A 12672-nucleotide genomic window follows, 5' to 3' on the forward strand; every position below is an offset into this window, starting at 1 on the left:
TAACGTCTCGGCGCGGCCTGTCAGTCGCGCAGCAGCTCGTTGATCGAGGTTTTGCTGCGGGTCTGGGCATCGACCTTTTTCACGATCACGGCGCAGTAAAGGTTGATGCCGTTCTTCGAGGGCATCGAGCCTGCCACCACAACCGACCCCGCCGGCACTTCGCCATACATCACCGCGCCGGTTTCACGGTCGACGATCTTGGTGGATTTGCCGATGAACACGCCCATGCCGAGCACGGAGCCTTCACGCACGATGCAGCCTTCGACCACTTCGGAGCGCGCGCCGATGAAGCAGTTATCCTCGATGATGGTGGGGCCTGCCTGCATCGGTTCCAGCACGCCGCCGATGCCGACGCCGCCCGAGAGGTGGACGTTCTTGCCGATCTGGGCGCAAGAGCCGACGGTGGCCCATGTGTCGACCATCGTGCCTTCGTCGACAAAGGCGCCGAGGTTCACGAAGGAGGGCATCAGCACCACGCCCTTGGCGATATGGGCCGATTTGCGCACGATGCAGTTCGGCACGGCGCGGAAGCCTGCGGCGCGGAATTCGGACTCGCCCCAGCCGTGGAACTTGCTGTCCACCTTGTCCCACCACGACGACCCCTGCGGGCCGCCCGATTGCAGTCCCATGTCTTGCAGGCGGAAGCCCAGAAGCACCGCCTTTTTCGCCCATTGGTTCACATGCCAGTCGCCGCCCTCGCGACGCTCGGCCACGCGCAGGGTGCCTGCGCCAAGCGCGGCGAGCGTGGATTCGACCGCATCGCGGGCCTCGCCCTTGGTGGCGGGGGTCAGGCTGTCGCGGATTTCCCACGCGGCTTCGATGGCGGTTTCCAAGGCGGCGTTCGACATGCTCGACTCCCTAAAGACTATGACAGGGCGGGTCATACGCGGCAGAGCCGCACCGCACAAGCATTTGCCTTATGCATATGAAAAAAGCGGCGCTGGATCACCCGCCGCTGGAATGCGCGCCCCAGAGCGTCGCAGAACGAATTGCGGGCACGGACAGATAGGGAACGGCGCGCCCATTTGCATGAGCGCGCCGCAAAACCATGCCGTTAAACCTGTGCGATCAGTTGCACTGTTCGTTGTTGCAGGGCGTTGTCTCGACCACGGTCTCGGTGGTGGTGCCGGTCACAGTGGTGGAGCTGCCGGTGACAACTTCGGATTTGGTGTCGATCAACTCTTTGAACTCGGTGGTGACGGAATCGCCGACAACAACGATGTCTTCCGGCTGACCTTCAGGCGCTTGGTTCTTGTCCTGCGAACGGCCGGGATCGATGTCATAAACATCGGTCGTTGTGACGTTCGTCTTGGTGGTTTCGGTCACCAGATAAGTCTCGGTGGTTTTGACCGTTTCGGTGCCCACAGTGGTGTAGACATCATAGGTCACAGCGTAGGTGGTCTGAAGGTTGCCCGGCTTGTTTTTGCCTGCACCCACAATTCTGGTGTCAACAACGACACGCCCGGTTTCTTGGGTCGTGGTCGTCGTGGAAACCACAACAGGTTCGCCCGTCGACGTATCGGTCGTGGTGGTGGTGGATGTGGTGGTCACGACGTTCGTCGTGGTGGCCCCGATCTGGTCTTCCGTCCCGTTGCCGCCGCCGGCATTGGACTTGATGCCGTTCTTGCCGGCGTTGAGCGGCTTTGCATACGCAACCGGAGCGACTGCGATAGCCAGCGCTGTTGCGGCGATACCAAGTACCTTGAACATTGTGTGAACCTCCAAAAGGGCGAAACTCGCGTTGCATCCTTTTGTCACAGTTTTGCCATCCTTTCGATAGTCTTGTGCCCAATTGGCCATCCAAAGGATAACTTTTAGCTAAAAATCTTCGCGTTTTACAATCAGAATAGTTTATTAGTATTCGATAAACATTCTTCAGGTTGCATCAGGTTTTACGTCAGTACCGATCACAGCGAATCGTTTTCCCGTCTAAGGGCGTAAGTGCTGGCAAATACACGTTTTTCGCGATAAGTTCGGGTTTTACAGATCAGGAGCAGGATATGAAGGACGAACCCCGCGCGCATCCCTTTCGCGACAGTGTCGAGGATGTGAAGGCCGCCGATCTTTGCCCCGATACGCCACAAACCCGCGCCCCGGCCTATCGCCTGGCCTTCGCCGATGCCGATTTCATGACGCGCGAGGAATTGCGACCGGTGCGGTTGCAACTGGAATTGCTGAAGCCGCAAATGGTGATGGACGAGCGCGGGATTGAATCGACCATCGTCCTTTTTGGCGGCGCGCGGATTCCGCCCACGCCAGAGGCGGGGCGTACGCCCGCGCTGGCGGCATTGTCGGCCTATTACGAGGAGGCGCGGCGGTTTTCGCGGCTGATGACCGAGCGCAGCATGGCCAGTTACGGGCGCGAGAACGTGATCGTGACCGGAGGCGGGCCGGGGGTGATGGAGGCGGGCAATCTGGGCGCGCATGAGGCGGGGGGCCAGTCGATTGGCCTGAACATCGTGCTGCCGCATGAGCAGGCCCCGAATGCCTATGTGACGCCGGACCTGTGTTTCAACTTCCACTACTTTGCCATCCGCAAGATGCATTTCCTGATGCGGGCCAAGGCGATCTGCGTGTTTCCCGGCGGGTTCGGCACGCTGGACGAGATGTTCGAGACGCTGACGCTGATCCAGACCCAGCGGATGAAGCCGATCCCGTTCCTGCTGTTCGGGCGGGCGTTCTGGGAGAAGATCATCAACTGGGAGGCGCTGGCCGAGGCCGGCACCATCAGCCCCGAAGATCTGGCGCTGTTCCGCTTTGTCGAGACGGCGGAGGAGGCGATGGCGGCGATCGACGGCTGGGTGTAGCTGCGCCTGCGTCAGTAGTCGCGTTCGTAGAAGATGCCGATGCCGGTATCGCCCTTGGCCCCGACGCGTCCCTTGAGCGTGACGTTGTCGGTGATGTCGAGGTTGAGGTTGATCTGGCTTTTGCCGTTCTGGTCGACCACGATCTCGGAATAGACATTCTCGGACAGGTATTTGCCTGCCGTGAGCTGGGTGGTGCCCTCGGCGGTGGTCTGCACGTCGAGGTCATCGAGGCCGAAGCCCTGACGCAGGCGGCCCACGATGCCTTCGCCGCCGCGCCCCGCAAGGGTGGCGACCGCATTGGCCAGTTGCAACGCCTGAAGCGCCGAGAGCGATTCAAGGCGGCGACCGAAGAGGAGTTGCGAGAGCACTTCCTCTTGCGGGAGTTGCGGGTTGGAGGTGAAGCGCACCTCGGGCTCGGCAGCGGTGCCTTCGATGATCACGTTGCTGGTGATGCTGTCATTGGTGCTGCTGGCGACGATGTTGAGGATGGCATCGAAATCGCCTTCGAGCGAGAGCGATGCCTCGGTCAGGGTGAGGCGGCGGCCGAGGATGTCGAGGCGGCCACGGATGAGGTTGAAGGCACCCGAGGGGATGATGTTGTCGGTGGTGCCGGTGATGCGCAGGGTGCCGCCCAGTTCGGCATCGAGGCCCCTGCCCCGGATGAAAAGCTGGTTGGGGGCCGAGATTTCGACATCAAGCTCGTAGGGGCGGCGCGGGGTGGAGGGGCCGGTGCCGTTCGGGTCGGCGATGAGGCCCGCGCGGCGGCGGGTTTCGCGCACGGCGGCGGGTTCGCCGACGTGGCGCAGGCCGTCGAGCAGTTCCTGACCGCCAAGGCCGGTGGGGGCGATGCGGATTTCGGTCTGCGGCAGGGCGATGCGGCCCGCAATCAGCGCGCCGCCTGCCAGCGGGCCGGTGATGCGAAGCTGGCCGTTGGCGAGGGTTTCGTAGAGTTGCGGGTCGCGCAGCACGACGCCCGAGAGGGTCAGGCCAAACTCGGCCCGGTAGGGGGCGGTGAGGCTGACGGGGCCGCTGAGCACGGCGCGCCCGCCGCTGGAGACGGCAGCGGTGGTGGTGATCTGCGCCGATCCTCCGGAGAGTGTGGCGCTGGCCTCGATCGCCTGCAGGCCGAAGGGCAGCGTGGGGTCGGCGAAGGTGCCGCCCGCAAGGCCGATGCGCCCCGAAAGCGAGGAAAGTTGCAGCGGGCCGTTGAGCGCGAGGTCCACGCTCAGCGGGCCGGAGACGACGCGATTGCCGAGGAAGGGGTTGGCAAGCCCCGCCTGCGCGCTGCCGCGCAGGGTGAGGTTGGCGCTGCCGAGGTCGGAGGCGATCTGGCCTGCGATGCGGGCGTCGATGCTGCCGGGGCCGGTGCCGGTGAGCGCGAGCGTGTAGGCTCTGCCGGTGTCGACGGCGGTGCCGGACAGGGTGACCGGACCGGGGTATTCGGGCAACAGAAGGCCAAGATTGGCCAGCCGCGCGGTCAGGTCGATCTCGCGTCTTGTGTCTGTCACGCGGCCCGTGGCCTGCGCGGTGAGTTGCGGGTTGGAAAGCGTGAAGCTGTCGACCCTGATCTGGCCCTCCTCGAGCCGCAGGGCGGCAGCGAGTTGCGAGGTGCCAGCAAGGATGCGATCGGCGTCGGTCACACCGACACGCAGGTTGGCAGCCTCGGCATCAAGGGTGAGCGCGGCCGCATCGGCGGTTCCGGCAAAACGGGCATTGGCGCGAAGGCTGCCGCCGTAATCGGGGCGCAGGCGCGACAGGTCTTGCAGCGCGAGTTGCGCGGTGATGTCGCTGCCTGCCGTGGCGAGGGTGCCGGTGGCCGATGCGGTGGCGCCGGGGGCGGTGAGGGTGAACTGCTCGACGATCAGGGAATTGTCGATCAGGTCCGCGCGCAGGGCCAGTTGCGAGGTGCCTGTGAGCAGGCGGTCTGCCTCGGGCTGGCCGATGCGCAGGGCGGTGGCGGTCAGGTCCGTCTCTAGCCGCGCCTGCCCTGTGGTGAGCGGTCCGGTAAGGCGCAGGCTGCCCGCGATGCTGCCGCCGTAATCGGGGCCAAGGCGCGAGAGGTCTGTCATGCCGAGCGTCAGGGTCAGGTCGGCGCTGTCGGAGGTGAGCGTGCCGGAGCCATCGGCGGCAAGGTCGGCGGCGCGGACGGCAAAGCTGCGCAGGACGGTGCCGGTGGTGTCACGGCGGATGTCAACGGCGATGCTGGCCGCGCCGCGCAGCAGGTTGTCGGCCTGCGGGATGTCGACGGTCAGGTCTTGCCCGTCGATGCGCCCTTGCACGTCAAAATCGCCTGCCAGCGGGCTGCCTTGGCCCGAGGCGGTGACCGTGCCGCGCCCCGAAAGAGGACGACCGGCAAGGCCGGACAGCGGCGCGAGATCGGACGCCTCGAGCGTCAGGCGGCCACGGGCGCGGAAGCCTTCGGACAGGCCCGCGATTTCGCCTCCGCCCGAGAGGGTGAGCGGGCCTGCGGCGAGATCGAGCGCGCCGATGCGGGTGACGCCGGTGCCTTCCTGCCAGAACAGCCGCGCGCTGGCGGTCACGCTGTCGCCCAGTGCCTGAGACAAGGCGGGGTCTTGCAGGGCGATGCCGCTGCCGTTCAAGGTGAAGCTGCCGCCGACCACATTGCCTGCGGGCGTGCGCGAGATGCGGCCAGAGCCGCGCAGAGCCAAGGTTTCAAGGCGCGCTTCGGGGGTGACGACGCCTTCGGCCTCGATCACGGCGCGCCACGAGTCGTCGGTTATGGCATTGTAGCCCACATCGAGCCGCGCCGAACGGACCGAAACCCCCGCATCGAAACCGGGGATCAGAACCGGATTGTTGTCCGGATCACGCAGAAAACCGCTGAGCGCGATCACCTCGGGCAGGCCATCGGGGGCGAGGGTGGTCTGCCCGCGCAATTCCACCGAGCGCGCGCGCAGATCGAGCGCCGACAGGTCGAGCCGTCCGGCGGCGCTGCGGGTGCCGGTGACGTTCAGGCTGACAGCATCGCCCAGAAAATCCGCGTATTCGGGGATGAACAGCGGGGCGAGATCGCCCGAGAGATCGGCGTTGAATTGCGTGCCGCCCGCGTCGGTGCCCATCAGGGTGACGGTTCCGGCAAGACGTTCTTCGCCGTCGCTGGACAGGGCAATGGTGGAGGCGAAGCTATCAAGCGGGCCTGCGCCTTCGATATGCAGGGCCACGGCTGGCGCACCGGGCAGATCGAGCAGGGTTGCCGCGATGCCGCCCGCATCTTCGACGGCATCGAGCGTCAGCGTGAGTTGCCGCGTATCATTGGCATAGGCCGCCGAAAGTTCGATGCGGCCATCGGGGCCGGAGTCGGTGCGGTTGATCGAGAGATCCGCCGCGCCGTTTCCATCGGCCAGCGACAGCGAGGCTTCGATGGTGCCTTCGACGGGCTGGCCGAGCAGCGACTCTCCGAGCACCACGCGGTCGGCGGCGATGCGCGAGATTTCGACCGATACGGGAAGATTGGGCAGCGCAAAGCCCGATGCCTCGGGCGTGGGGGCCGTCTGTTCGGACAGGGGCGCGCGGGCGACGATGATTTCGGCGGCGGTCAGTTCGGTGACCGAGAACCGTCCGGCCAGCAGTGACGAGCGCGACCAGTCGAGCACGATGTCATTCAGCGTCAGCCAGATGCCGTCATCATCGGCGATGGTCAGTTGGCTGGCGGTGGCGCGCGAGGACAGCGCGCCCTGAAAGCCGCGCAGCGTGACCTGACGCCCCGCCCCCGACAGGTTGTCTTCGAGAAAGGCGACGATGGTGCCACGGTCGGTGCGTTCCGCCTCGGTCTCGGGTTCGGCCTGCTGGGCGAGGGCGAGCGTGGGGGCGGCGATGAGGGCGAGGGGAAGGAGCCAGCGCATCAGAAGGACTGCCCCAGACCGACGTAGATCTGCACGCCCTTTTCGGTGGTGCTTTTGCGCCCGCCCGCGGGGGCGGCGATATCGAGCCGGATCGGGCCGAAGCCGGTGGCGTAACGCAGGCCAAGACCCGCGCCCGCGTGCCAGTCGCCCGGGCCGTCGAAGAAGCTGCCCACGTCGATGCGGGCGGCATCGACGAAGCCGACCACGCCGATGGTGCGGGTGACGCGGGTGCGCAACTCGAGCGAGCCGCCGAGGAAATGGTTGCCGCCGATCTGGTAGTTGATCGGGCCGCGCAGCACGTTGACGCCGAGCGACTGGAAGGGCTGGCCGCGCACAGTGCCGCCGCCGCCGGAAAAGAACAGATCATCGCGCGGGGTGTCCAGAAGGTCGGCCCCCTTGATGATGCCCGCCTGTGCGCGGGCCGCGATGACAAAGCGGTCATCGCCGCCAAAGCCGCGATAGCCGCGCAGGTCGGCCGTGGCCCGCACACCCGATCCGGTGGTGCCGAAGCCGAGGAAGGGTTTGACCTCGGCCTCTATGTAATAGCCGCGGGTGGCGTCGGCGCGGTCGTTGCGCCGATCCCAGACGGCGCCGACCGGCAGGGACAGGCTGCGGAACTGGAAATCGCGGCCGAAGGTCCGGTTGTCGGAGAACTCGGTGCCGTCGATGATGCTGTAGGCCAGATCGACGCGTCCTGTCAGGCTGTCGGAAAACACATGGGTGAAGCCGATGCCGAAGCGGAAGGAATTCGCGCGGTAATTGGGTTCGTCAAGGCGGTCGAGTTCGGTGACGAGGCGCGCGGTGGTGTCCGGGGTGATGGTGGCGGGACGGTCGATGTTGAGCTTGAGCCCGTAATCGACACCGTTGCCGCTGGCACCGATGTTGCCGATGCGGCCTTCGATGCGCAGGCGTTCGGCGCCGCCCAGAAGGTTGCGGTGCAGCCATGCCGCAGTCAGGTCGAGCCCCTCGAGGCTGGAGACCTCGGCCCCGAAGCTGAGTCGGCGGGGCTTTTCCTCGACCACGGTGATGGTGGTGCCCAGAAGGTCGGGCGGGGTGATGCCCTCGTCCTCGGTGACGGTGGCCGAGGCGAAGGTGCCGGTGCGGCGCAGGCGGTTCTCGGCGCGGGCGACCTCGGCGGGATCGAAGGTTTCGCCCTGCGGGATGCCGGCGATCTTGCGGATGCGGTTTTCACGCGTGCGCTGGTTGCCCACCACATCGACCGGGCCAAAGCGCAGGCGCGGGCCGGGGGTGAGCGTGACGCGGGCCGCAAGGGTGCGGTTCGGGTGATCGGCGACGACATCCTGACCGGAGACGCGGGCCTTGGCATGGCCCTGCGCGCGCCAGCCGTCGACGCCTGCGGTGACCGCCTGCCGCACGAGCCCGCTTTGCGCGGGCTGGCCGGGGGCGAAGTCTTCGGGCAGGTCGGTGCCGGGGGCGAGCGGGGTGACGCTGGTTTGCGAGAAGCGGAATTGCGGACCGGGGTCGACGCGCACCTCGATGCGGGCGACGCGCTGCGGGGCGTCGAGCGGGGCGATATTGGCCGCCTCGCGCCCGTCGAGCAGGACGGAGACGACGGCGGAGTAATGACCCTGCGCGTATAGCGCGCCGACGATGCGGCCATATTCGGCGCGGGCGGCGGCAAGCACCTGATCGGGCTGGTCTTCCTCGTTCGACAGGGCAAGCAGCGCCGAGGCCGCGCGCAGGGCGCTGCCAAGGTCCGCGTCGCCCCCCGCGACGGTGAATTGCACGCGGTCAAGCGCATGGCCGGTCTGGCCGATGGTCAGCCCCGCCGCGAGGCAGAGGGCGAAGGGCAGGCGGGACAGGGCGTGTCTGCGCTGTGTCACTGGAACCTCTTTGGCGATTGTCGCGAGTATCGCAACAGCCGGGGCGATGTGCAATCAACAGCTTGCGTCATGCGCGCGTAGGACCATCAGATTTCGCGTCTTTCCGCCATTATGGCGTATCTGGCGGAAAACCGTTTGTCCTGTGACATTTCTCAGGCAGCTATTGTGCGGCAATCTCGCGTCCGGCCGAGAGTTGGCTTTCACTCACGGCGGCCAGCGCGAGGGCCGCCGCGCCATGCGCCCACATCCGCACCCCCCATGCGTGGATTTCGATGGGCGGGCGGGGGCGGCCGGAATTGACGATGAGATTGTCCATCTCGGCCAGCGTTTCTGCGGCATAGAGATAGTCGTATCGCATTCTTTCGCCCGACAGGATGATGAGCGCGGGATCGAAGAGGTTCACCACATTGGACAGGCCGACGGCCAGATAGCGACCGGCGCGGCGGAAGATGCTGCGCGCGGTGGCATTGCCTGCCTTGGCATGGTCATAGAGGCTTTCAAGGAGGACGGTCATGTTCTGCCCTTCCTTGTGGCCCCAGTTCAGCGCCGTAGTCGCCTCGCGCGCGAGGGCGTAGTCGGCGACATAGGCCTCGAGACAGCCGCGCTGGCCGCAGCGGCAGAGCGCGCCATCGAGTTGCACCTTGGTGTGGCCGAGTTCCAGCCCGACCCGCTGCGCGCCGCGATAGATGCGGTGGTTCATGACAAAGCCCATGCCGACGCCATGTTCGATGGTGACCACGGCGAAGTCGGACAGGCCCCGCCCCGCGCCGAACCAGAGTTCGGCCATCGCGACGAGGTTGGTGTCATTGTCGACCCAGACGGGCAGGCCGACGCGCTGGCTGGTGAGCGCGGCAAGCGCGACATGGCGGGTGTCGAGCAGCGGGGTCCAGAGCACCAGACCTTCGGCATTGTCGATGAAACCGGGAAGGCCCATGCCGATGCCCGACAGATCGGCGCGGGTCAGCCCCGCCTTGGCGCAGACGCGGTCGAGCAGGGTTTCGATGACGGTGAGGAGTTCCGGCACCGTCATCGGGCCATAGCGGCGGGGGATGCTGTCTTCGGCGATCAGTTTTCCCGCAAAATCGACGATGACCGCGGTTTCGCCGCGATCCGAAATCTTCATGCCCACCACGCGATGCGCCGAGGCGCGCACGCCCAGCGCCACGGCAGGGCGGCCGCGCACGGTTTCGCCGTCACGCGGGGGGGCCGCCACCTCTTCGATCAGCCCTGATTCGAGCAGTTCCGACGTGATCGTGGTGACAGAGGCGGGGCTGACGCCGAGATCCTTGGCGACCTGCACACGGGGAATCAGACCTGCTGCGCGGACCCGTTCAAACACCTGCTGGCGCAGCGGGCGCTGCGTATCGGGCAAGGGCGGAATCAGCGGGCCGACACCCCGGCGCCCCTCGCCCGCCTCTTCCGCTGTGTAATGCGTGAGCATTTCTTTGGTGTCCTAACAAATTACCAGCCATATCTTTCATATGGCGCCCGAATATTGCTGCGGAGCAGCATGAAAACGGTCGATCCTTACTCTCCCCTAGATTTCATCACAATTTTTATTTTGACAACTGAAATTAATACAGGCAATTTTTGCCCGTCTCGGCGAATCTGCCGAACCAGCCATACGCTGGCTGCATCCATAGGGAGGATACACATGCGTAACGCAATCGTGCTCGCCGTGATCGCGGCGACGGGATTCTCTTCTGCCGCCTTGGCAGAGGGCAAAAAGATCGGCGTGTCTTGGGGAAGCTTTCAGGAAGAGCGCTGGAAAATCGACGAAGCCGCCGTCAAGGCAGCCCTGGAAGCCGCTGGCAACGAGTATGTTTCGGCTGATGCCGAATCGTCTTCGGCCAAGCAGCTGACCGACATCGAAGCACTGATTGCACAGGGTGTTGACGCCCTGATCATCAACGCTTGGGACAAGGACGCCATCGGGCCGGCCATCGAGGCTGCTGCCAACGAAGGCATTCCGGTTGTGGGCTATGACCGTCTGATCGAAGATGACCGCACCTTCTATCTGACCTTCGACAACGTGGGCGTGGGCCGGATCATCGCGGAAAGCGTGTTCGCCGAAGCGCCGACCGGCAACTATGCCATCGTCAAGGGCGACCCGGGCGACCCGAACACCGGCTTCCTGCTGCAAGGCATGATGTCGGTCATTCAGGGCGCTGTGGATTCGGGCGACATCAAGATCGTCGGCGAAGCGTTCTCGGACGGCTGGAAGCCGGAAAATGCCCAGAAGAACATGGAGCAGATCCTGACCGCCAACAACAACGACGTTGACGCGGTTCTGAGCCAGAACGACGGCATGGCCGGCGGCGTTGTCGCAGCACTGGGCGCGCAGGGCCTGACCGTTCCGGTCGGCGGCCAGGACGGCGACCATGCCGCGATCAACCGTGTGGCACGCGGCACCCAGACCGTTTCGGTCTGGAAGGACGCACGCCAGCTTGGCAAGGCAGCAGGCGAGATCGCCTCGGCTCTGGCCGCCGGTGCATCGCTCGACTCGATCGAGGGTGCGACCAAGTTCTCGGGCGGCGAGAAGGGTGTCGAAATGAACGCCATCCTGCTGGCTCCGACCCCGCTGACCCGTGCGAACCTGAACGTCGCCATCGACGCTGGCCACATCACCAAGGAAGCCGCCTGCGAAGGCGCGATTGCCGGTGTGGTGGGCTGCGAATAAGCCTGTGACGCGGCGCGGCGCCTCCGGGTGCCGCGCCCTTTCTTTTTTGCGGCAGATTGCGGACGCGGCGGCCTGATGGCCCCCCTTTTGCGGCACGCGCTTGGCGCGGCCCCTGTCTCGCGGCTTGCCTTGTCCCCTCAGCGTTGGACGATGCCATGACCAATACTCCCCTATCCGCCCCTCCTGCTGCGCCCGGCCATACGGCTGCGGGCGGCAATCCGGTAAAGCGCTTTCTCTCGGCCACCGAGATCGACACGCGCCTGCTGGGCATGCTGGCCGCCCTGCTGCTGATCTGGGGGGGGTTCCATTTGTACGGTGCCATCGTGAACGGGAATGGCGCCTTCCTGACCCCGCGCAACCTGTGGAACCTGTCGGTGCAGACCTCGAGCATCGGGATCATGGCGACGGGGATGGTGCTGGTCATCATCACGCGCAACATTGACCTGTCGGTGGGATCGCTGATCGGGGTCACGGGCATGACTATGGGGATCCTGCAGGTGGATATCCTGCCGCCGATCCTCGGGCTGGGGCATTGGTCGATCTGGATCATCACCTGTGTGGTGGGGATCAGCCTTGGTGCGCTGATCGGCGCGTTCCATGGCTGGCTGATCGCCTATCGCGGCATCCCGTCCTTTATCGTGACGCTGGGCGGGCTGATGGTCTGGCGCGGCATGGCGTTCATCGCCAATGGCGGCAAGACGATTTCGCCAGTGGACAGCACCTTTGCGCTGCTGGGCGGCGGTCCGGGCGGCAATGTGGGGGCGACGGGAAGCTGGATCGTCGGGCTTCTGGCCTGTGCCGGCGTGATCTGGCTGCTGGTCAACGGGCGGCGGCAGCGCATCAAGCACGAGTTTCCGCTGCGCCCGATGTGGGCCGAGGCGACACTGGGCGCGATCGGCTGCGGCGCGATCCTTGGCGCGGTGGTGCTGATGAACGCCTATCCGCTGCCACGCGGCATCCTGCGCCAGATGAACCTGCCCGATGATGCCTTTGTCTCGCACGGCTTTGCCATTCCGGTGCTGATCATGATCGCCGTTGGGATCGGGATGACCATCCTGATGACCCGCACCCGCTTTGGCCGCTATGTCTTTGCCATCGGCGGCAACCCCGAGGCGGCGGCATTGGCCGGGATCAACACCCGCTGGATGACGCTGAAGATCTTCGCGCTGATGGGCGCGCTGAGCGGGCTGGCGGCGATCATCGCCTCGGCGCGTCTGAACAGCGCCACCAACGCGCTGGGCACCCTTGACGAATTGTATGTGATCGCGGCGGCGGTCATCGGCGGCACCTCGCTGGCTGGCGGTGTCGGCACTATTTACGGGGCCATTCTGGGCGCGCTGGTGATGCAGTCGCTGCAATCGGGGATGGTGCTGATCGGCTTTGATGCTGCGATCCAGCGGATCGTGGTGGGCGTGGTTCTGGTCCTCGCCGTTTATCTTGACAACCTTTACCGCGCCCGCACGAAGTGAGGAGGCAGA

General features: G+C 65.5%; 8 protein-coding genes. 3 read left to right on the forward strand and 5 right to left on the reverse strand.

The genetic code is table 11. The annotated features are described in order from the left end of the window. Positions 1–20: 20 nt before the first annotated feature. Positions 21–848: a 2,3,4,5-tetrahydropyridine-2,6-dicarboxylate N-succinyltransferase gene (gene dapD, locus G3572_RS08515; protein WP_164610764.1), complete on the reverse strand. Its 828-nt coding sequence runs from the start codon at positions 846–848 to the stop codon at positions 21–23. Positions 849–1068: 220 nt separating this feature from the next. Beyond that, positions 1069–1710: a hypothetical protein gene (locus G3572_RS08520; RefSeq protein ID WP_164610766.1), complete on the reverse strand. Its 642-nt coding sequence runs from the start codon at positions 1708–1710 to the stop codon at positions 1069–1071. A gap of 290 nt (positions 1711–2000) precedes the next feature. Between G3572_RS08520 and G3572_RS08525 the strand changes: the two genes are divergently transcribed. Next, entirely contained in the window at positions 2001–2807 is an 807-nt protein-coding gene (locus G3572_RS08525; RefSeq protein ID WP_164610768.1) for an LOG family protein, read from the forward strand. Between the two features lie 11 nt (positions 2808–2818). On the opposite strand, the gene G3572_RS08530 is transcribed toward G3572_RS08525, so the two are convergent. The 3 genes from G3572_RS08530 to G3572_RS08540 all read right to left on the reverse strand — a co-directional run bounded on the left by G3572_RS08530 (position 2819) and on the right by G3572_RS08540 (position 9955). Next, positions 2819–6670 (reverse strand): translocation/assembly module TamB domain-containing protein, encoded by a 3852-nt coding sequence (locus tag G3572_RS08530; RefSeq protein WP_164610769.1) that lies wholly within the window; start codon positions 6668–6670, stop codon positions 2819–2821. Continuing rightward, the gene (locus G3572_RS08535) at positions 6670–8514 is read right to left on the reverse strand and encodes an autotransporter assembly complex protein TamA (protein WP_164610770.1); all 1845 of its coding nucleotides are present in this window, start codon (positions 8512–8514) and stop codon (positions 6670–6672) included. The genes G3572_RS08530 and G3572_RS08535 overlap by 1 nt, the downstream gene beginning before the upstream one ends. Before the next feature lie 160 nt (positions 8515–8674). Beyond that, entirely contained in the window at positions 8675–9955 is a 1281-nt protein-coding gene (locus G3572_RS08540) for an ROK family protein (RefSeq protein WP_164610771.1), read from the reverse strand. A gap of 213 nt (positions 9956–10168) precedes the next feature. On the opposite strand from G3572_RS08540, the gene G3572_RS08545 reads away from it, so the two are divergent. Together G3572_RS08545 and G3572_RS08550 are read left to right on the forward strand one after the other, a co-directional pair. Beyond that, positions 10169–11194 carry a substrate-binding domain-containing protein gene (locus tag G3572_RS08545; protein WP_164610772.1) on the forward strand — a complete coding sequence of 342 codons (1026 nt, stop codon included), beginning with the start codon at positions 10169–10171 and terminating at the stop codon, positions 11192–11194. Between the two features lie 155 nt (positions 11195–11349). After that, positions 11350–12663, forward strand: a complete 1314-nt coding sequence (locus G3572_RS08550) for a sugar ABC transporter permease (protein ID WP_164610773.1) — start codon at positions 11350–11352, stop codon at positions 12661–12663. The last annotated feature ends 9 nt before the right edge of the window (positions 12664–12672 follow it).

Origin of the sequence: Pseudotabrizicola algicola (genome assembly GCF_010915705.1) — a bacterium.
GTDB classification, from domain to species: Bacteria; Pseudomonadota; Alphaproteobacteria; order Rhodobacterales; family Rhodobacteraceae; genus Pseudotabrizicola; species Pseudotabrizicola algicola.